Source organism: Mesorhizobium sp. Cs1321R2N1, from assembly GCF_037179725.1.
GTDB lineage: Bacteria > Pseudomonadota > Alphaproteobacteria > Rhizobiales > Rhizobiaceae > Mesorhizobium > Mesorhizobium salmacidum.
The window spans coordinates 1-20,895 of the sequence record NZ_JAPYKP010000065.1; the positions used below are offsets into that span (position 1 = coordinate 1).

General features: G+C 63.2%; 17 protein-coding genes. 6 read left to right on the plus strand and 11 right to left on the minus strand.

Going from position 1 to position 20,895, the window contains the following annotated elements:
• Nucleotides 1-18 precede the first annotated feature (18 nt).
• Nucleotides 19-1,998, minus strand: coding sequence for a pseudouridine synthase (locus O7A61_RS17595; protein ID WP_337130875.1), 1,980 nt, complete (start codon nucleotides 1,996-1,998; stop codon nucleotides 19-21).
• Nucleotides 1,999-2,178: 180 nt separating this feature from the next.
• On the opposite strand from O7A61_RS17595, the gene O7A61_RS17600 reads away from it, so the two are divergent.
• Entirely contained in the window at nucleotides 2,179-2,628 is a 450-nt protein-coding gene (locus O7A61_RS17600; RefSeq protein WP_337130876.1) for a nucleoside deaminase, read from the plus strand.
• 24 nt (nucleotides 2,629-2,652) lie between these two features.
• On the opposite strand, the gene O7A61_RS17605 is transcribed toward O7A61_RS17600, so the two are convergent.
• The 3 genes from O7A61_RS17605 to O7A61_RS17615 form a co-directional block, all read right to left on the minus strand.
• Nucleotides 2,653-3,330: a hypothetical protein gene (locus tag O7A61_RS17605; RefSeq protein WP_337130877.1), complete on the minus strand. Its 678-nt coding sequence runs from the start codon at nucleotides 3,328-3,330 to the stop codon at nucleotides 2,653-2,655.
• 304 nt (nucleotides 3,331-3,634) lie between these two features.
• Nucleotides 3,635-6,619: an isoleucine--tRNA ligase gene (gene ileS / locus O7A61_RS17610; RefSeq protein ID WP_337130878.1), complete on the minus strand. Its 2,985-nt coding sequence runs from the start codon at nucleotides 6,617-6,619 to the stop codon at nucleotides 3,635-3,637.
• A 281-nt stretch (nucleotides 6,620-6,900) separates the two neighbouring features.
• Nucleotides 6,901-7,713, minus strand: a complete 813-nt coding sequence (locus tag O7A61_RS17615; protein WP_140749151.1) for a MipA/OmpV family protein — start codon at nucleotides 7,711-7,713, stop codon at nucleotides 6,901-6,903.
• Between the two features lie 189 nt (nucleotides 7,714-7,902).
• Between O7A61_RS17615 and O7A61_RS17620 the strand changes: the two genes are divergently transcribed.
• A complete protein-coding gene (locus tag O7A61_RS17620) occupies nucleotides 7,903-8,457 on the plus strand; it encodes an HdeD family acid-resistance protein (protein ID WP_337109078.1) in 555 nt (184 codons plus the stop codon).
• Nucleotides 8,458-8,487: 30 nt separating this feature from the next.
• Here O7A61_RS17620 and O7A61_RS17625 read toward each other — a convergent pair whose 3' ends face one another.
• On the minus strand, nucleotides 8,488-9,468 hold the full coding sequence (locus tag O7A61_RS17625; protein WP_337130899.1) for a bifunctional riboflavin kinase/FAD synthetase: 981 nt from the start codon (nucleotides 9,466-9,468) through the stop codon (nucleotides 8,488-8,490).
• Between the two features lie 6 nt (nucleotides 9,469-9,474).
• A complete protein-coding gene (locus O7A61_RS17630; protein ID WP_337130879.1) occupies nucleotides 9,475-10,335 on the minus strand; it encodes a TIGR01459 family HAD-type hydrolase in 861 nt (286 codons plus the stop codon).
• Between the two features lie 258 nt (nucleotides 10,336-10,593).
• Between O7A61_RS17630 and O7A61_RS17635 the strand changes: the two genes are divergently transcribed.
• Both O7A61_RS17635 and O7A61_RS17640 read left to right on the plus strand, forming a co-directional pair.
• Complete coding sequence (locus O7A61_RS17635) at nucleotides 10,594-12,582, plus strand: TadE/TadG family type IV pilus assembly protein (RefSeq protein ID WP_337130880.1); 1,989 nt, start codon at nucleotides 10,594-10,596, stop codon at nucleotides 12,580-12,582.
• Nucleotides 12,583-12,706: 124 nt separating this feature from the next.
• Nucleotides 12,707-13,339: a LysE family translocator gene (locus O7A61_RS17640; RefSeq protein ID WP_337130881.1), complete on the plus strand. Its 633-nt coding sequence runs from the start codon at nucleotides 12,707-12,709 to the stop codon at nucleotides 13,337-13,339.
• A gap of 4 nt (nucleotides 13,340-13,343) precedes the next feature.
• Here O7A61_RS17640 and O7A61_RS17645 read toward each other — a convergent pair whose 3' ends face one another.
• The gene (locus O7A61_RS17645) at nucleotides 13,344-14,168 is read right to left on the minus strand and encodes a DUF2189 domain-containing protein (RefSeq protein WP_337130882.1); all 825 of its coding nucleotides are present in this window, start codon (nucleotides 14,166-14,168) and stop codon (nucleotides 13,344-13,346) included.
• A 230-nt stretch (nucleotides 14,169-14,398) separates the two neighbouring features.
• On the opposite strand from O7A61_RS17645, the gene O7A61_RS17650 reads away from it, so the two are divergent.
• Complete coding sequence (locus O7A61_RS17650; RefSeq protein ID WP_337130883.1) at nucleotides 14,399-15,622, plus strand: TadE/TadG family type IV pilus assembly protein; 1,224 nt, start codon at nucleotides 14,399-14,401, stop codon at nucleotides 15,620-15,622.
• Nucleotides 15,623-15,699: 77 nt separating this feature from the next.
• Nucleotides 15,700-16,215 carry a CAP domain-containing protein gene (locus O7A61_RS17655; RefSeq protein WP_337130884.1) on the plus strand — a complete coding sequence of 172 codons (516 nt, stop codon included), beginning with the start codon at nucleotides 15,700-15,702 and terminating at the stop codon, nucleotides 16,213-16,215.
• Nucleotides 16,216-16,225: 10 nt separating this feature from the next.
• On the opposite strand, the gene O7A61_RS17660 is transcribed toward O7A61_RS17655, so the two are convergent.
• From O7A61_RS17660 to O7A61_RS17675, 4 genes are all read right to left on the minus strand, one after another.
• A complete protein-coding gene (locus tag O7A61_RS17660) occupies nucleotides 16,226-17,203 on the minus strand; it encodes an isopenicillin N synthase family dioxygenase (protein ID WP_337130885.1) in 978 nt (325 codons plus the stop codon).
• A 117-nt stretch (nucleotides 17,204-17,320) separates the two neighbouring features.
• Entirely contained in the window at nucleotides 17,321-18,856 is a 1,536-nt protein-coding gene (locus tag O7A61_RS17665) for a DHA2 family efflux MFS transporter permease subunit (protein ID WP_337130886.1), read from the minus strand.
• Between the two features lie 307 nt (nucleotides 18,857-19,163).
• Nucleotides 19,164-20,333, minus strand: a complete 1,170-nt coding sequence (locus tag O7A61_RS17670) for an HlyD family secretion protein (RefSeq protein WP_337130887.1) — start codon at nucleotides 20,331-20,333, stop codon at nucleotides 19,164-19,166.
• Nucleotides 20,330-20,809, minus strand: coding sequence for a MarR family winged helix-turn-helix transcriptional regulator (locus O7A61_RS17675; RefSeq protein ID WP_140507352.1), 480 nt, complete (start codon nucleotides 20,807-20,809; stop codon nucleotides 20,330-20,332). The genes O7A61_RS17670 and O7A61_RS17675 overlap by 4 nt, the downstream gene beginning before the upstream one ends.
• Nucleotides 20,810-20,895: the final 86 nt, after the last annotated feature.

Consider the following 20,895-nt stretch of genomic DNA (forward strand, 5'->3'; position numbering starts at 1 on the left):
ACTCACCGCCGCCGTTTCTCATCTTGTCCGGTGGGCCTTGGCGCCACGCGGCCTCTCACCGCCCCCGGCGCCTCCTGGTCGCTCGCCACGCGGCTTTCCGAATGGCTTTGCGTCGTCTGGTTTGCCGGCGGGCTTGCCATAAGACGGCTTGAACGAGGCCTTGCGCGCCTTGGCCTCGGCCGCCTTGGCCGCATCGGCCTCCGCCCTGCCCTTGCCGATCGGCCGGGCTCCCGGTGCCATCCAGACATTGGCCTTGCGCTGGCCTGGCGGCTCGATCGGCCGCTGCTCGCGTTCGGATTTCTTGCCACCGCCACGAGGCTTGTCACCGAAACCGCCGCGCGGCTTGTCGCCGAAATTTCCACGCGGCTTGTCGCCAAAGCCGCCACGCTCCTGTCGCGGACCGCGATCGCCGAAGCTCTTTTCCGGTCTCTCGCCTCTGTCAGGGCTTGTCGACAGTTTGCCAAGCGCCTCGTCGCGGCTGCCTTCCCGGCGTTTGCGGTTCTTGATCAGCCCGCCCTCGCCGATCGGCCGCCGCTCGCCGTCTCTCGTAAACTTCGGCCGTTCGGGCTCGGCCTCACGGATCTCGGTACGCCGCACCGGCTGGTTGGAAAACGGTTTTGTTATCTCGGCGTCGAAATTGGCGCCGGATTCCTCGACCAGGCGCTCGCCAAGCTGGTCGCGCAGCACTCGGCCCTTGATTTCCAGTACGTGCCCCTCGGCGAGATCCTCGAGCTGGAACGGGCCGTAGGAGACGCGGATCAGCCGCGTGACGTCGAGGCCGAGCGCGCCGAGGATGTTCTTGACCTCACGGTTTTTGCCCTCGCGCAGGCCGATCGTCAGCCAGGCATTGGAGCCCTGCTCGCGATCAAGGCTGGCTTCGATGGCGCCGTAGAAGACGCCGTCGACGGCAATGCCTTCGCGCAGGCCGGCAAGCGCGCTTTCCTCGACCTTGCCGTGGACACGCACACGGTAGCGGCGCAGCCAGCCGGTGGCCGGCAGTTCTAGTACGCGCGACAGGCCGCCATCATTGGTCAGCAGCAGCAGGCCTTCGGTGTTGATATCGAGCCGGCCGATGGTCATCAGCCGCGGCAGTTCGGCCGGCAGCACGTCGAAGACGGTCTTGCGGCCTTCGGGGTCGCGGTTGGTGGTGACGACGCCGGCCGGCTTGTGGAACAGGAAAAGGCGCGTGCGTTCGATCGGCGGGATTTCCATTCCGTCGAGATGGATGATGTCATTGGGCATGACGTTGAACGCCGGCGAGGCCAGCACCCGGCCATTGACCTTGACGCGGCCGGCAGCGATCAACTCCTCGGCGTCGCGGCGCGAGGCGAGCCCGGCACGTGCCAGACGCTTGGCGATGCGCTCGCCGGCTTCTTCCGTTGCTTCCGTTGTTCGCGGACGTGGCTTGAAGCCGCCGCCCGATGCGCCTTGTGGCCGGTCTCCGAAATCACGTTTGGGTCTGTCGCCTCCAAAGTCTCGCTTTGGACGGTCGGCAAAATCCCGCTTCGGACGATCTGCGAAATCACGCTTGGGACGGTCGAAGCGCTTTTCGCCGCCCTCCGCCGAAGCAGAAAACGGACGGTCGCCACGTGGCGCGTAGGGCTTGCGCGGCCCTTCGCGCTTATCATACGGCTTGCGCTCGCCCTCGGCGGCCATCGGACGGTCGCCGCGCGGGGCGTAGGGCTTGCGTGGGCCTTCGCGCTTCTCATACGGCTTGCGCTCGCCTTCCGCCGCCATCGGCCGGTCGCCACGCGGGGCGTAGGGCTTGCCTTCGGGGCGCGGTCCCTTGCGGAACGGCTTGTCGCCGCTCTTGAAGTCGCGCTTCGGGCGCTCGCCTTCAGCGGCGGCCGGCCGGTCGCCGCGTGGGGCATAGGGCTTTTTCGCACCAAAGGACGGCTTCCCGCCCTTGCTGGCGTCGCGGCCACGTGCACCTGCCGATTTCGGGCCACTCCTGCCCGGGCCGCCTTTGCGCGGAGATTTCTTGTCGTTGTCGTCCATGTGGCCTTTGTCCGTTTGCGCTGCTACAGCGTGGCGCATCCGTTCGGCGCGCAACGAACGCTGTAGCATTTTTGATTTGGCGCATGATCATTCCTGAAAATCGAGTCCGATTTTCAGGTTGATGCGCTCCATAACAGGATCACCGCCGGGTGGCGAGGATATAATGGGAAGACAAACCGCTTGAAGAGGCCGGATTTCATGGCGCTGGCGCTAAAAGAGGCCGAAGCGGCAGCCTTGCGCGGCGAAGTGCCGGTCGGCGCGGTCATTGCCAATGGCGGCACGGTCATTGCCAGTGCCGGCAACCGCACGCGCGAGCTTGCCGACCCGACGGCGCACGCCGAAATGCTGGTGATCCGTGAAGCCTGCGGCAAGCTCTCGAGCGAGCGGCTCACCGGCCACGATCTCTATGTGACGCTGGAGCCCTGCGCCATGTGCGCCGGGGCAATCTCATTCGCCAGGCTGCGCCGTCTCTATTTCGGTGCCGCAGACGAAAAGGGCGGCGCCGTGGTCAATGGTGTGCGCTTCTTCGCTGCACCGACCTGCCACCACACGCCCGACATCTATCCGGGCATGGCCGAGACCGAAGCAGGCCTGCTGCTGAAGGATTTTTTCAGGCGACGTCGAGACTGAGCCAAGGCCGCCGCGCGACTGTTCCTACAGCGACGGCAACCAGTCGAACCAGCCGCCCTTCTTGCCCTCGGCCTTTGCCTTGAGGCGGCGCTCCTTCTTGTACTCGTCTTCGCCGAGTTCGTTCTGCGGCGCGGCACTGGAGGCGGTGCGGTAGGCCAATGGCGGCTCGCTAAGGTATTTGCGCGTGTTCGGATCGCCCTGCTTGCTGTCGGCAAGGCGGCGCTGGATCTCCGCAGCGCGGCCCTTGTCGGAATCGGCGGGTTTCCACGCCGGCGGATGGCTTGAGCCGGACTCTTCCATTGCCTTCTTCACCGAAGCGGGATCCGTCTGCACATCATCGACAATCTCCGGCTGGTAGGCCGGGTCGTTCTGGTGGGCGGTGGCGTCGGCGCGCAGACGCGCGCGGCGCTGCTCGGGCGATTCGGGCCATCCGGCGTTTGCCGTCTGGATGCTTTCCTGGGGGGCGGGCAGCGCTTCCTTCTGGCCGGGTGCCGGCTTCACGAGGGTGGGACGCGGCTTGTAGTCGATCGGGTCCTTGCGCTTCGGCGCGAAGGAAACGGCGCCCGTAAGATCGCCGGCCAGCTGTTCGGCGGCGGTCTTGTCGGTGCCATAGGTCGGAGAGCCCATGCAGCCGGATAAAGCGAGGCCCGAAGCGACAAGCGGCGCCAACAGCGCAAGGCGCGCGTTATATCTCTCGGTCATGCCAAAAAGTCCCACTCTAGACAGCCTCTCGATCGCACCGGCTTTGTATCCGGTCCCCATCGTGCAAGCACTTGCGACGGAAATCCGGCGACAATTTGTCTTCCGGAGTTTCGCGTGTTTACCTCAACCACTCGTTAAGGGCAACGCACGGGCGGATTTGTACCGTCCGGCGTTCTATTTGCGCACTTCTTCGATCTGATGCCGGTCGTTTAAAACCGCCACGCACTTTCGGGCGACAGGAACCGGCTTGATCTGGTCCCTGTCGTTTGTCCCAAAACCGCTACGCACTTTTGGGCGACAGGAACTAAAGCCTTCCCAGCGCCTTCAACTCGTGCAGCACGGCGGCATCACGTGCCGAAACATCCGGGAAGTCCGGATCCTGCCCGACATCGTCCGTGTAGCGCCAGGAACGCGCGCATTTGACCAGCCCTCGGTCCTCGGCTTTCTCGACCACCACGGCGACGCCCTTGACATCGTCGAGGGCAAAGGCGGTTTGCGGCGTCTGGCCATGGGCAATGACGAGATCACTGGTGATCGCCATTTCAGCCATGTCGACGTCCGATATGGCCGCCTCGAGCGCCGCGTCGTTGATCGTGACCACCGGTATAGCCTCCAGCGAGGAGCCGATCACCTTCTGGGCACGGGCGATCTCGAGTGCGCCGGTGACGACGCGGCGCACCTGCCTGACCTTGCGCCATTTCTCCGCCAGCGCCTCGTTCTTCCAATTCGCCGGGATTTGCGGGAACTGGTCGAGATGCACCGAGACCGCGTCGGGATGACGGTCGAGCCAGGCCTCTTCCATGGTGAAGGGCAGCATCGGCGCCAGCCATTTCACCAGGCAGTCGAAGAGATGGCGTACCACCTGGACCGAGGCCTTGCGCTTCACGCTCGACGGGCCGTCGCAGTAGAGCGCGTCCTTGCGGATATCGAAATAGAAGGCCGACAGCTCGACCACCATGAAGTCGAGCAGAGCTCGCGTGATGCGCTTGAACTCGAAGGCGTCGTAGCCCTGGCGCACCACCTCGTCGAGCTCTGCCAACCGGTGCAGCATCAACCGCTCCAGCTCCGGCATCGTCTCCAGGGGAACGACCTCACCATCGTCATGGGCGAGCGTGCCCAGCATCCAGCGGATGGTGTTGCGCAGCTTGCGATAGGCGTCGATGTTGGTCTGCAGCACGTTCTTGCCGAGCCGCTGGTCTTCCCAATAGTCCGTCGTCACCACCCAGAGCCGCAGGATGTCGGCACCGGACTGCTTGATCACATCCTGCGGCACGACCGTGTTGCCGAGCGATTTCGACATCTTGCGGCCATCCTCGTCCATGGTGAAGCCATGGGTGACGACGGTGTCGTAAGGCGCCCTGCCCCTGGTGCCGCAGCTTTCGAGCAGCGAGGAGTGGAACCAGCCGCGATGCTGGTCGGAGCCTTCGAGATAGACGTCGGCCGGCCACTTCAGGTCGGGCCGGTCCTCCAGGGTGAAGACATGTGTCGAGCCCGAATCGAACCAGACGTCGAGAATGTCCGTCACCTGCTTCCATTTGGAGGCATCGTGATTGCCGAGGAAGCGCTCGCTGGCACCGCGCGCGAACCAGGCGTCGGCGCCCTCCGCCTCGAAGGCGTCCATGATGCGCCGGTTGACCGCCTCGTCCTTCAGCACATTGCCATCCTCGTCGGCAAAGACGGCGATCGGCACGCCCCAGGCACGCTGGCGCGACAGCACCCAATCGGGGCGTTCCTCGATCATGGCGCGGATGCGGTTCTGGCCGGCGGCCGGGACAAAGCGCGTCTCGTCGATCGCCTTCAGCGCGCGGCCGCGCAGCGTGGTGCCGTCGCCGAGGTCCTTGTCCATGTAGACGAACCATTGCGGCGTGTTGCGGAAGATGACCGGCTTCTTCGAACGCCATGAATGCGGATAGCTGTGCTTCAGCCGGCCGCGCGCGAACAGCGCGTTGCGCTTGATCAGCTCGTCGATGACCGCCTGGTTGGCGTTGCCCTTCTTGCCGTTGTCGTCGATGACGCGCGCCGGTCCGCCTTCGCGGTCCGGCCCGAAGCCCGGCGCGTCCTTTGTGAAGAAGCCGGCATCGTCGACGGCAAACGGGATTTCAGTATCGATGCCGCGCTGGCGCAGCGCGGGCGCGGCATCCATCCAGGCATCAAAGTCCTCCCGGCCATGACCGGGAGCCGTGTGCACGAAGCCCGTGCCGGCCTCGTCGGTGACATGGTTGCCGGCAATCATCGGAACCGGGAATTCGTAGCCGCCGCCGAGACCCTTGAAGGGATGCGAAAGCACAAGATTTCCAAGCTGTTCGGCGCTGATGCCGTGAAGGCGCTTCAAGATGACCTTGGCTTTGGCCTGGCTTTCCTCGGCCAGCGCATCGGCAAAGATCAGCTTCTCGCCTGGCTGCGGGCCAAATGCATTCTCGGCCGCCGTCACCTCGTAGAGGCCGTAGCCGACGCGCGGCGAATAGCTGACGGCGCGATTGCCAGGGATGGTCCATGGCGTCGTCGTCCAGATGACGACATGGGCATCCAGCAGGTCAAGCGACCGCCCGCTCAGGTCCGGATCGAGCTCCGCCGGCAGCCCGTCCACGACACTGGCGACGACGAGATTGGCCACCGGAAACTTCGCCCAGATCGTGTCGGACTCGTAATCCTGGTACTCGATCTCGGCCTCGGCGAGCGCCGTGCGCTCAACCACGCTCCACATCACCGGCTTCGAACCGCGGTAGAGCTGGCCGGACATGGCGAATTTCAGCAATTCGCCTGCGATGCGCGACTCGGCGTGGAAGGCCATCGTCGTATAAGGGTTCTTGAAGTCGCCGACGACGCCAAGCCGCTGGAACTCGCCACCTTGCACGGAGATCCAGTGCGCGGCGAATTCACGGCATTCCTTGCGGAATTCGTTGACCGGCACCTCGTCCTTGTTCTTGCCCTTGGCGCGGTACTGCTCCTCGATCTTCCATTCGATCGGCAGGCCGTGACAATCCCAGCCGGGCACATAGTTCGAGTCAAAGCCGCGCATCTGGAACGAGCGGGTGATGACATCCTTGAGGATCTTGTTCAGCGCGTGGCCGATGTGGATGTTGCCGTTGGCGTAGGGCGGACCGTCATGCAGCACGTATTTCGTGCGGCCCGCCGCGCTCTCGCGCAGCTTGCGGTAGAGATCCATGTCCTGCCAGCGCTTGACCAGCACCGGCTCCTTCTCGGGCAAGCCGGCGCGCATCGGAAATTCCGTCTGCGGCAGGTAAAGGGTCTTCGAATAGTCGATCGTTGATTGGTTTTCGTCGTTCATTGGTCTGCCATGTGCATGCCGGGCCACGTGGCTTGCGGCGAATTCTACTTTATACGCATGCCGTTTTCCCAAACCGGGCCACTTGTGGGCGACATGCTTTGATGATCTGGAAAAGCGCGAGAGGCCGCGCGCAATATTCCCGGCGGCTCCTACAGCGTTCAGGCTGCTGGGAACACCGGGCTGGTAATTCGTATCGTCGGCGCGTGAAGGCGCGAAAAGCTCGTCATTGCTGGGCTTTTAGCGGAGAAGAGCGCAGGAATAAAGCGTCTCCTTCGATTCACTTACATCTTGAAGTCGAAGCGATAGGTGGTCGACACGCCGACCATGAACTGGTTGCGGTCGCCGCGCTCCTTGACCAGGCTGGAATCGGCCGCCGGACCCTCGAGGCGCGAATATTCGCCAAACAGGCTGGCGGTCATCGGATCGGTCACCTTCCAGGTCACGGCGCCGCCGAGGCCGACGGATTTCAAGCCGCCGCCGGGATTGTACTGGCTCAGCCCCGAGGCCACGGCTTCCTGTGCGTTGACGCCATAATAGGCATCGAAATAGTTCGCCGAGGCAAAAGACACGCGCGGACCGCCCGAAATCCTGACGGTTGGCGTCACGTCGTAGAAAGCATCGGCGGCGATGTCGGCGACAAAGCCGTTATGAGCACGAATGCCATGCCGCAATTCGGCACGCGCGCGCATCCAGTCCGTCGGATAGAATTCGAAAAAGCCGCCGACCTCGCCGCCCCAGCGGACCGGGTCCAAGCCCCTAAGTTCGTCGGCATCACCGTCGTCGCGCGAGAACAGGAACTTGCCGGTCAGGCCTGCACGGACGCTGCCATCGTCGACAAGCGCCAGCGAAATGTTGTCGTTGCGCGAGGTGAAGCGAGCAGCAGGGCCGGCCTTGCCCAGCGAAATGATGGGCTGGGCGCTCAGCATGTACTTCTTGCCGCCCTCGAAATTGGGCGCCACCAGGCCGGTCGCGCCGACCGTCAGATACCAGTCGCCGGACAGCCAGCCGAAAGCGCCATCACCGGCTTCGGCCGCGCCTGACGTCGCCAGCACGACGGTAGCCAAGGCTATAGAAATCTTCCCGACCTGACTCATGGTCACTCCACTAACACGTCAAAGCTGTCCTGCCGCGACAGCTTTGACGAGGCTTTGGTAAAATTTGATTTAAGGACGAGACATCCAGCGCGTGTTGCTTGCACCATCGCGCCCGCCATCGGCTGGACGCGAGTCGGCGCCGAGGGTAACCTCCCTTGCATTCTGGCGGTCTTCAATGGAGGTGGCGACATGACCTTGGATGGCGATACATTGAAGAATGCGATCGGCCAGACGCGCGACAAATGGGGGTGGTTTGTCGGGCTGGGCGTGGTTCTGCTGGTCCTCGGCGGCATTGCCTTCGGCAATCTGTTTATCGCCACGGTGGCTTCCGTCTATGTCGTGGGATGGCTGATGCTGGTGGCCGGCATCATCGAGATCATGCACGCTTTCGGGGTCAAGACCTGGGGCCGCTTCTTGTATTGGCTGCTCAGCGGACTGCTCTATGCGGTCGCCGGATTCTTCGCTTTCGACAATCCGCTGCTGGCCTCAGCGGTGCTGACCTTCCTGCTGGCCGTCGCGCTCGTCGCTTCGGGCGCCCTGCGGGCCTGGGTCGGCTATAGCCACCGTCCGGAGCGGGGCTGGGGCTGGATTGTCGCGGCTGGCGTCATCAGCGTGCTTGCCGGCCTGATCATCGCCATGGGGTGGCCGGTCAACAGCCTGTGGGTGCTCGGACTGTTCCTGGCGATCGACCTGATCTTCCAGGGCTGGACCTTCATCGCCGTCGGTCTTGCGCTAAAGAAATAGGAAACTCGTTCCCCTTTTCGGGACCACGCTTCAGAACGCCACAGTGGCGTCCAGACCGGACAGCGGCTTGACGCCGCCAAGCAACGCGCGTGCCTCGGCTTCATCGCGCTTCATCTGCACCACCAGTGCATCGAGCCGGTCGAACTTGATCTCGCTGCGCAGGAAGCCGAAGAACGACACTCCGCAGATCTCGCCATAGAGATCGCCGGAAAAATCGAAGACGAAGGTTTCCAGGAGCGGCGCGCCGTTGTCGTCGACGGTCGGGCGGCGGCCAAAACTGGCGACGCCGTCGTGCAGCGTGCCGTCCTCGCGCCGGAAGCGAACGGCGTAGATACCTTCCTTGAGCGTGGCTTCCGCGGGAAGTCTCATGTTGGCTGTGGGAAAGCCGAGCGTTCGCCCGAGCTGTTGGCCGCCGACGACCTCGTTTTCCACCGTGAAGCGATAGCCAAGCAGACCGGCTGCCCCGGCCACCCCGCCCTCGCAAAGCAAGGCACGGATGCGGCTCGACGAAACCACCTCGGCGCCTTCGTCGCGAAAGGCGTCGACGAGGGTGACACCGAAGCCATGGCGCTCGCCGGCAGCCATCAGATAGGCCGGCCCGCCCTGGCGGTCCTTGCCGAAATGGAAATCGAAACCGGTCACGGCGTGGCTGATGCCCAGCGTCCTCTCCAGCACGTCGGTGACGAAGGCTTCCGCCGACAGCGAGGCGAAGTCGCGCGTGAAAGGCTGCTCGACGAGCGCGGCAAAGCCCAGAAGCGACAGGAGCCGCGCCTTCATCGGCGGCGGCGTCAGCACGAAAAGCGGCAAATCAGGCCTGAAAACCGTTCGCGGGTGCGGTTCGAAGGTCAGCACCAGGGCCGGCACGCCACGCCGCGTGGCCTCCGCCAATGCCCGTTCGAGCACGGCCTGATGGCCGCGATGGACGCCATCGAAATTGCCGATCGCCACGACGCCGCCTCGCAGATCGGCGGGCAGCGGCCCGGTTGTCGTAAGATGCTGGAACGCGACCATTATCACCTACTGCAGTCTTGCGATGACGGCCACCGGATGATAGCCGTGCCGCTCCAGGAAGAGCCCGAGCCTGGCCGGATCCGGCCGGGAGGGATCGCCATAGTCGCGGGCATGAATGCCGCCGGAGACATAGAGGACGTCGAAACCATTGTCGGCCGCGCCCTTGACGTCGGTAAACATCCCGTCGCCGATAGCCAATATTTGCGGACGCCCGACCGGCCGGCCGAGGATCTCGGCCACCTCCTTCATCGCGACCTCGTAAATTGGCGCATAGGGTTTTCCGGCGATCAGCGTGCGACCGCCGAGCTGCGCGTAGTCGCGCGCGAGCGCACCGGCGCACCAGATGATCCGTTCGCCGCGTTCAACCATGATATCGGGATTGGCGCAGATGAACGGCAGGTTCCTGGCCCGCAACCGGCGCAGCAGTTCCGTATAGTCCTCGGGTTTTTCGATCTCGTCGTCGAACAACCCGGTGCACACGACGCCGGCGGCCTCGAATTCCTCGACGAGTTCGACATCGAGACCATCATAAAGGGTCAAATCGCGGTCGGCGCCGATGTGGAAGACTTTGCGAGGGCCCTCCGCGATCAGATCACGGGTCACGTCACCCGAGGTCACCACACGGTCATAGGCCGACGGCGGAACGCCGATCACGCTCATCTGCGCCACGACGTCGGCGCTGCGGCGCGGCGAATTGGTGATCAGAACGACAGGAGTGCCGGCCGCCCTTGCCGCCACCAACGCGGCCGCGGCCGCCGGAAAATGCCATTCGCCATTGTGCACCACGCCCCAGACGTCGCAGAGAATTGCCGAATAGGCTTTCGAGACGTCTTCGAGCGAGCCGACGATTTCAGGTGAATCCGCCATGCCGTTTCCTTCAGTATGATCGTTGCGGGTGCGGCGGCCGACGGTTCGCCGCAGCCGGTTCGAATTATCCGAACCGGCCCATGCTGTCACCAGCTTTCGCCCGCATCGGCACGAATTGCCGCGCAACCGGCGGCTTTGATTGGTTAGCGGTTGGTGAAGCGCCGACCGAGCAATAGAGCGGTTTCCCAAACCCGTCCTTCAGCGTTTTGTGGAAAGCTGGCGCCGACCGAGAATCCGTCGGCGGGGGCCGCTTCAAGCATGGTTGAAATCTGGCGTCAGTTCCGCCGCGACAGGCGTGGCAATTATGCTCTTATGACGGCTGTGGCGATGGTGCCGCTGATGGGCGGCCTGGCAATCGCGGTCGACTACACGGAAATGAACCGTGAAAAGCAGATGCTGATGAACGCGCTCGACGCCGCCAACTTCGCCACCGCCCGCCGGCTGACGGAAGGCGCGACCGACGACCAGTTGAGAGCCTATGCGCTCGACTTCTTCAATGCCAATTTGAACGATATCGATCCCGCGAGCACGACGCTCAACGTCATCTTGCCGAGCAACAGCAGCAGCGGCGGCGGCCTGCTGAGGATGACCGCCCAGCTCAACTACAAACCCTATTTCTACCCCGCCTTCGCCCAACTCGTCGGCAAATCGGCGACCGATGCGAACCAGAGGCTCAGCTTCAACGTCACCTCGCAGGTGCGGTTGAAGAACACGCTGGAAGTTGCCCTGGTGCTCGACAATTCCGGATCGATGACCACGCTCGGCACGGGCTCGGGGCAAAAGCGCATCGATCTTCTCAAGACTGCTTCCAAGCAGCTGGTCGACACCCTGGCCCAGCAGGCGGTCATGATCAAGCAGGTCGACAAGCCGGTGCAATTCGGCCTCGTGCCTTTTGCCGCCTCGGTCAATGTCGGCCCCGGGAATGGCAATGCTTCGTGGATGGACACCGAGGGGCTTTCGCCGGTGTCGAATGAGAATTTCGACTGGTCGACGCTGAACGCCGCCAACAAATACGCCCAGCGGACCAACGGCATCTGGTACAAGCGCGGCACTGGCTGGGGAACCGAGGACGGCCAGATGCTGACCCGGTTCTCGCTCTACCGCGACATGAAGGTCGTCACCAACCACGAGCGTGTCGTCAACAGCAAACGGGTCGTGTGCGACCAATACAATTCGAACAACACCTGCAAAAGCAGCCACGACGAATATGACTATATCGATTCCTACGGTCCGTTCGCCAGTTGGCAGGGCTGCGTCGAGGCCCGGCCCTACCCTTACAATATAAACGACGCCACGCCGTCAGGTGGCTCGGCCAACACCGGCATCGGTGTCGGCGATCCGGCAACGATGTTCGTGCCCATGTTCGCCCCCGACGAACCGGGCAATCACTGGAAGCTCACTCAAGACCCCGACGAGGCCGCGCCGGTAACTTATGGTGCCGTCAACAGCTGGTGGAACGACGATCCGTCGAGCAGCAGCGGCCAATCCCGGCTGCGCAACATGGCCAAGTACTTCCAGCCGCGGCCGATCGATGCGCCGGCGCTGCCCGCCGGCAACGGGCCGAATTACAGCTGCACCACCAACCCGATCACGCCGCTGACCGATGTCAGCGTCGCCGAAGGGGTCACCTCGATCAAGGCGGCGATCGACCTGATGCAGCCGAATGGCGGCACCAATGTTCCCGAGGGCATGGCTTGGGGCTGGCGGGTGGTTTCGAGCGGAGAGCCGTTCACGCAAGGGCGCCCGGAAACCGAAAGAGGCAACGACAAGGTGTTGATCGTGCTGACCGACGGCGCCAACACCTATTATACGCCTTCGTCGCTGGGCTACTCGGATCCCGCCAATTCGAAATCGACCTACGCGTCCTACGGCTATCTCAACCCCGGATACAACGGCACCTCGGTCGGCCGCCTGTTCATGGGCACATCGAGCGCCATCGGTCAGCTAGACTATTCGAACGGCAACTACACCAACGCGCTCAACGAGCAGATGACCGCGCTCTGCAACAACGCCAAGGCAGCCAACATCATGGTGATGACGGTGGCGCTCGACTTGTCGATGACCAAGGCCAGCGACAAGCTGGCCATCGATGCGCTGAAATCCTGCTCGTCGGAGTCGCGCTTTCGCAAGGATGCCACGAATCCGAGCAAAGCGGCGAAGCTGTTCTGGAATGCGACCGGCGCCAGCCTGGCAAACGATTTCAAGGAAATTGGCAACGAGCTGTCGAACCTGCGCGTGGTCGGCTAACCCGGGATCATCCCTCTGGCGCAACGCCTGGCGCCGTCAAGCTCTTGCAGCCACCTGTCGGGATAGGCACAGATTGGCCGCTCGCGAGATCGCGAATCCATCGCGGCATGCTGGGGAACGAACAATGCCCGATACCGCCAACCACCTCGCCTTCGCGCTGGTCTGCCTCGGCATGGTGCTGACGCCAGGCCCGAACATGATCTACCTGATCTCCCGCTCGCTGTCGCAAGGGCCGAAGGCCGGACTGATCTCGCTTGGCGACGTTGCGGTCGGCTTCTTGTTCTATGTGCTGTCGGCCGCGTTCGGCATCACGGCGCTGCTGCTCGCCGTGCCCTATGCCTATGACGTTTTGCGCTTTGCCGGCGTGCTTTATCTCCTGTGGTTGGCCTGGCAGGCGGTGAAACCGGGCGGACGCTCGCCGTTCCAGGTGCGCGACCTGCCGAAGGACCGGCCGCGCAAGCTGTTCGCCATGGGATTGATGACCAATCTGCTCAATCCCAAGGTGGCCGTTCTCTACCTGTCGCTGCTGCCTCAGTTCATCAGCCCCGGCAAGGGCCATGTCCTGTCACAGCTTCTGGTGCTGGGCGCGACGCAGATATCGATCAGCCTCAGCGTCAATGCCATCATCGCGCTGACGGCCGGCTCGATCGCCACCTTCCTCGCCGGACGCCCGCTGTGGCTGGTGATCCAGCGCTGGATGATGGGAACCGTGCTGACGGCACTCGCGCTGAAGATGGCGACCGACGCGCAGCGCTGAGTGCTCACATCGGACGGCGCGGGGGCCGGATATGAGCCGGCTCGACCACCTTTCGGTAGAGGTGCCAGGTCGCGTGACCGAGGATCGGCATGACGACGGCCAGTCCGGCAAACAGCGGGATAGAGCCGATCACCAGCAGCACCGCGACGATCAGACCCCAGAGCGCCATCTGCAGCGGATTTGTCATGACCGCGCGCGCCGAGGTCTCTATTGCCGAAACGGCGCCGACATCGCGATCAAGCAAAAGCGGGAAGGCAACGACCGTGGTCGCCAGCACAACCACCGCGAAAACCAAGCCGGCCGCATTGCCGAGAAGGATCAGCGTCCAGCCCTTGCTGGTCGTCAGCACATCGCGCAGGAAGGCCCCGACCGAAGCGGGCGGCTCGCCGCCAAAAAGGCTGGTGTAAATCGACTGCGCCGTGAACAGCCACAACAGGAACAGGGCGACCAGCATGACGCCGATGACCGCTATCGAGGGTAGCGCCGATGAGCGGCGGACATCTAGTGCGTGCCGCCAGTTGGTGTTCATGCCGAGCTCGCGCCGGCGGCTGATCTCATAGAGTCCGAGTGCGGCGAACGGGCCGACCAGGGCAAAGCCCGACATCAAGGGGTAGACGAGTTGGATGGCGTTGGAGCCGGACGTCCACCGCGTCAGGACCAGGCCGACGATCGGATAGATCAGGCACAGGAACACGTAATGCGAGGGCTTGGCCCAGAAGTCCTCGGCGCCAAGCCTGAGCGCGTCCCAGAGGTCTGTCGTGGAAATGCGGCGGACTGCGGGTTGCACATGCATTCCGCGCGCGTCCGCCATGACATGAAAGCCGGCCATAACCTACCTCCGTTTTTCTCGGGGGGCGGTCACCGCCTAGGGTGGCCGCCCGCAGCTGCCACTTCAACAACGCTGACATCATATCCGATCTTCCCGGAATTGTCGCCGCGTCCTTCGTTTGGAGAACCACTGACTTCATTTTAGAATCTATGCATTTTAGTTATTGCTTAAATTACTCGTAGAGACCCCCGGGCGTATCACCTGAGCTTTACAAACCTTGGCGAGGGGCGATGTTCACATTGAAGGGCTTCTGGTCTTCGGAGCGCGGAAATTTTGCCATGGCGACTGCCATAGCGATGCTGCCGATAATGGCTGTCGTCGCCGGCACCCTCGATCTGACGGGCACGAGCGACGACGCGGCGCAATTGCAGAACTCGCTGGACGCGGCTGGGCTTGCCGTCGGCACAAAGTACCTGCCCAGCATGAGCGCGAGCGATGTCCAGGGGCTTGGGCTGACATTCTTTGCGGCCAATATGAACGTCGCCGACCAGCAGGAATATTCAGACAGCATCACCGCCTTTTCGGCCACCGCCAGCGGCGACCCGAGCGCCTATTACATCTCGCTTTCGTCAGGCATCAACCGTCCGAGCTTCATCAATGGCGCTGCCCCCTGGCCGGCTCACCGGTCGGCGACGGTCAAGATGCACCCGGGCGCGCAGGCCTGCGTGCTGGCGCTCGATCCGCATGCGTCGTCCGCGGTAAGCCTGCAAGGCTCGACCGATGTCGCCATGAGCAACTGCGTGATCGCGGCAAACTCGGACGCGTCCGATGCCGTCAGCAGAGGCGGTTCCGCGCAGGTTTCGGCGGGCTGCGTCTCGACCGTCGGCGGCACTTCCGGGCTTTCACCGCCCAGTGCCAATCTCACCTGCGGCGCGCCGCTCGAACATCAATATGCGTCCTTCGATCCCCTGGCCGATATCGTGCCTCCCCCCTATACGTTCTGCATGCCGGTCCCGAACGGCAAAACCTACACGCTGTCGCCCGGCACCTATTGCGACAAGACATTGTCGGGAAACATCACGCTCAGCCCGGGCGTCTACATCTTGCGCGGCGTCACCCTGAAGCCGGGCGGGAACGGCAGCCTGAGCGGCCAGGGCGTGACCATATTCCTCGTGGAGGGAGCACAGATCATCATAAATGCCAATGAAAGGGTGAACCTTTCTCCGCCAACCAGCGGGCCTTACGCCGGCATCACCATCTTCCAGAGCCGTGGGAACATTTCAGCATTGACCCTGAATGGCGGTGCAAATTCCCTGATCAGCGGATTCGTCTATGCGCCTGACGCGGCCGTTTCGTTCGCCGGCAACTCGGATATGAGCGGTCAGGGCGATTGCCTGAGGCTTGTTGGCTTGACCGTGCAGATGACAGGCAACTCATCCATCAAGACCGACTGCACGGCCGTATTCGGAAATCGCGAGATGTACGCCGGCCGCCGCATCACGCTTGTGAGATAGCCGCTAACTGCCGCTTCAATTCGAAATTTCACCGCCCTGCCCGGCAAAAGCCATGATCGCGATCGAGTCAGGCCTGCATGACCATTTCGAGAATCGATTGCGACCGGACCGCGGACTTGAACAGGCGCACCTGGCTCAAGGTGGCCGGCCTAGCGGCATTGCTCGGGCTTGCCGCCTGCAGCACCGTCTCGCTGCCGACCGGGCAAGGCGCCGGGGTTTCCTCTTCGGCAACCGGCACGCTGGCGAGCCTGCGTGTCACGGCTGGGCTCGGACCGCTGGTCCCCGATACACAGCTGGAGCAAGCAGCACTGCAGCAGGCCGGCTATATGGCGCGACGTGAAAACATGAGCCACACGACCGGCTGGGGCAAGGATTTCGCCTCGCGCATGAGGGACAATGGTGTACACGGTGCGGCGGCCGAGAACATCGCGGCCGGCCGCTTCGACCAACAGAAGCTGTTCGATATCTGGATGCGTTCGCAGGGACACCGGCGTAACATGCTCGATCCGGACTTCAGCCGCTTCGGGCTTGCCTATGTCCGTGACGGCCGCGACCCCAACCTGCGCTACTGGTCGCTGGTGCTCGGGAAATAAGGGCTCCAGCCTATTTCGTCGTCGCCTTGAATTTCGCCATCAGGTAGGGACCGGAGCGCACCGGGCCGTATTTCGGCGGCTCGCCGTCTGCAAGGCAGGCATCCAGCACCTTGATCTCGGCATCCCAGTTCGGCTGGTGGAAGAAGGCCATGGACTGGCGCCTGTCCCGGCCGCCTGCTGCTGGATTGACGACACGATGCACGGTGGACACCCAGCGGTCATTGGTCCAGCGCGCCATCAGGTCGCCGATGTTGATGACGAAGGCTCCCGCGATCGGCGGCACCTCCGTCCATTCTCCGCCCGGCGTGACGATCTGAAGGCCGCGCGACCCGGCCTGCGGCAGCAGAATGGTCAGGCTGCCATAGTCCGTGTGGGCGCCGGCTCGGATCTGGCCGGGCTTCGGCGCGACATGCTGTTCGGGATAATTGAGCGCCCTCAGCGCGCTGATCGGCGCATCGAGATAAGTGTCGAAATAAGTCTCGGGCAAGCCGAGCGCGGTGGCGAAGACGCGCATGATGCGCAGCGCCAAATCCTCCAGCGCGGCATAGTAGGCTTTCCAGGCATGGATGAAACCGTCCGGCGCTTCAGGCCAGATCGTCTCGGCATAGCAGAAGGCGAGTGCCTCGGGATCGGACATGCCCGGTGGCACACTGAGCGGTCCGCCATTGAAGCTCTCCTTGAGGCCCGGCGGCGTGTCGACGTTACGGGATTTGGCCAGCGCTTCGAGTTCGGGGCCGAGATAGCCGTAGGGATAGCCCTTATAGGGCGCCTTGGAGCGCTGTTTCTGTTCCGGCGGCAGGTCGAAGAAGGCGCGGGCCTTCGACCAGGCGGCGTCGATCACCGCCTGCGAAATGCCGTGGTTCTTGACGGCCAGGAAGCCCGTATCGCGGCAGATGCGATCGACCTCGGCGCCGCGCGCGGCCTTCTCCTCAGGGCTCGCTTTCTCGAATTGCCCGAGATCGAATACCGGAAATGTCGGGTTCTGCATCGTCTTTGCACTCGTCCGTCAACTTGCGACGATGCCGGTTTGCCCGGCAACCGGCTAGGACCAACCGATGTGGCAGTGTAGTCCATATCGAAGGCAGGCGATGTGCCTGCCGTCGGCCTAGTCCATATGGGCGGCAGGCGCGCCGCCGCCAGCCGGCGCCGTCTTCGGCTTGCGCAGCAGGAAGACGAACGGGATGGCGACCAGCGTCATCACCATCAGGATTTTGAAGTCGTTGACGTAGGAGATCATCATCGCCTGGAGATTGACCATGCGGTCGACCTGCGACAGCGCCGTCGGATCGCCGCCGGCGGCCGCCGGCGAGACCGCCCAGAGATTGGGATTGAACGGGTTGATGAAGGCTGAGAGCTCGGCATGATTGACCTGCGTGTTGCGCACCAGCAGCACCGTCACGACCGACACACCGATCGACGAGCCAAGGTTGCGCACCAAGCTGAACAACGAGGTTGCATCGGTGCGGTAACGGGCATCGAGCGTGGCGAAGGCAACCGTCGACAGCGGCACGAACACCATTCCCATGCCCAGGCCCTGGATCACGCCGGAGCTGATGATCAGCCAGTTATCCATCTGCGGCGAGAAGCTGGCCATGGTGTAGAGCGAATGCGCTGTCAGGAGGAAACCGATGACGACGAGAATCCTGGCATCCATCTTGCCCATGATGCGCCCGACGACGAGCATGGAAATCATGGTGCCGACGCCGCGCGGCCCGATGACGATGCCGATGGTGACGGTCGGATAGCCGAAGATGGTCGACAGCATCGGCGGCAGCAGCGACATCGAGGCCAGGATCAGCACGCCCATGACGAAGATGAACGCCAGCCCGGTGACGAAATTGCGATCGAGGAAAATCTTCGGATCGATGAAGGGATGTTCCGACGTCACGGTGTGAATGATGAACACCCAGAAGCCGGTGATCGAAAGGCCAAGCTCGATCCAGATCTCGACCGAGGAAAACCAGTCGACCTCGCCACCGCGATCAAGCATCAGCTGCAGGGCGCCAACGCCGAGCGATATCATGGCAAAGCCGAAGAAATCGAAGCTGCGCACCCGCCGGGCAACGGCCGGCAGATAGGCGGCCATGCCCAGGAAGGCGAGGATGCCGACCGGCAGGTTGATGAAGAACACCCAGCGCCAGTTGAAATTCTCGGTCAGCCAACCGCCAAGCGTGGGGCCGAGGATCGGTCCCAGCATGATGCCGGCGCCCCATATGGCCATCGCCTGGCCATGGCGCTCCTTGGGATTGATGTCGAGCAGGAAAGTCTGCGACAGCGGCACGATCGCGGCGCCAAACACACCTTGCATCAGCCGGAAAAGCACGATCGTTTCCAGGCTCCACGCCAGGCCGCACAACATCGAGAAGATGGTGAAGCCGACCACCGCCGTCAGGAACAGTTCCTTGCGGCCGAAACGGTCGGCGAGCCAGCCGGTGACAGGCGTCATGATGGCGGCGGCGACGATGTAGGAGGTCAGCACCCAGTTGATGTTGTCGGGCGAGGCGCCGAGGTCGCCGGTCATGGTCGGCAGCGCGACGTTGGCGATCGTGGTGTCGAGCGCCTGCATGATCGTCGCCAGCATGAGCGCGACGGTGATCAAGCCACGATGCGGCACTTCTTTGAATGGTTCGGACGTGCTCATGGCGTAGAACTTCCAGAAGGTAACTGAAACATGTACAACGGGTTTCCGGGCGGCAAAGCCTGCCGTTGAGAGGCCTTCATCGCGGTGGGACGCGATTATCGATGTGGGGGTTACATCGACTGAAAGTCTCGATTTGGCGGATGCCTGCCGCCCGGAAACCTGAGGACCGACGGGTCCGTGTCGAAGATTTCAGCTTCGGCCTGACCGCGACGCGGCTCTGCCCAAACGCTGATCCTTCCCACCCCTCCCATCAGTCCAATCCTGCAACTCGCTCCCACCCGCCTGGTCCCCGCGGGTTTCCGCTGAGTTACCGCGCGGGCTCGCCGGCCGTGGCGTGACCGAAGATCGACGGCCAGCCACGTGCCACGCCGGTGTCGACGGTGACGGAGGCGCTCATGCCGGTACGCAGCGCCATCTTGGCATCGGGATCGGTCAGTTCCAGGCGTACCGGAATACGCTGGGTGACCTTGACCCAGTTGCCCGTGGCGTTCTGGGCCGGCAGCAGCGAGAAGTCCGCGCCGGTGCCGGCACCGATAGCCTTGACGGTCGCCTCGAAGGTCCTGCCCGGATAGGTATCGACCACGATCTCCGCCTTCTGACCCGGCTTCATGTTGGTCAGTTGGGTTTCCTTGAAATTGGCGTCGATCCAGGTATCGCCGGTCTCGACCAGCGCAAACAACGGTGTGCCGGAGCCGACATACTGGCCGACCTTGAAGGACGCGGCTTGATAGACAAGACCATCGGCAGGCGCCTTCACCGTGGTCTGCGCCAGGTCATAGGCAGCCTTGTCGCGCGCGGCGAGTGCCGACATCACGGTCGGATGCTTGTCTGTCTCGATATCGGGATTGCCGCCAAGCGCCGCCTTGGCGCTGACGATGCCCTGTTCGGCAACGGCGAGCTGCTGCTTGGCCTTGTCGAGATCATTCCTGGCTTCATCCAGCGAAGACTTGGCATTGATCCCTTTCTGGGCAAGATCGGCGGCGCGGTCATATTGCGACTGCGCATAGGCAACTTCACTGCTGGCGGATTTCTCCTGCGCCATCGCCTGGCCGTAGGCGGCGCGCAACTGCTCGACATTGAGGCGCGCGGCAGCCACAGCGGCATCGGCCTGGGCAAGCGCGATGCGGTAGGGCTCTGGATCGATGGCGAACAGGAGATCGCCCTGCTTCACCGTCTGATTGTCCGATATGGCGACCTGGACGATACGACCAGCCGTGTCGGAGGCGATCGACACCTTGGCCTGCTGCAGATTGGCGTTTTCCGTTTCCTGGTAGCGCCCGCCCGTCACCCAGACATAGCCGCCGCCGACGATCAATGCCGCCGGCAAGGCGAACATCAAGAAGAAGCGACCGATGCGGCGCTTCTTCTTCGGCGCTGACTGCACGAGAGGAGCGACCGCGACAGGGGCAGCCGGCTGGGCCGGCGCTTCCATCTCCACCTTGGGAGCGTTTTCTTCTATTTTAGCTACCGCGTTCATGCTGTCGCACCTTCCGCACTCTTGATCTTTTCAAGCGACGAAGCTTCGCTGTCCGTCAGATTTTGTACGATTACATCCAGCGCCCGGATCAGGACGCGCCGATCTTCCGGCGAAACGCCGCTGAGCGATTCCTCATAGACTTCGCCAGCAAGGCTCTTGACGTCCGCATAGGCCGCGTTCGCCTTCTCGGTTGGGAAGATCATGCGCACGCGTCGGTCCGCCGCGTCGGAGCGGCGTTCGATCCAGCCGCCCTCCTCCATCCGGTCGACCAGGCGTGAGACGCTGATCGGCTCGATTTCGAGCAGTTCGGCGAGCCGCGCCTGTGCAACGCCCGCCTCCTTGGCAACGCGGACCAGAAGCCGCCATTGCGCCGAAGAGAGGCCGAGCCCGCTGGCGCGCGCCTCAAAGCGCTTGCGCATCAGGCGCTGCACGTCGTGGATCAAAAATCCCAATCTGTCGATGCCATCTGAAACCATGAGCGGTATATATAATAAGCGTGCTTACTATTCAAGATGCCGGATCGCGATGAAAGTGGCAAAATGCGCATGGCAGGCCTGCAACC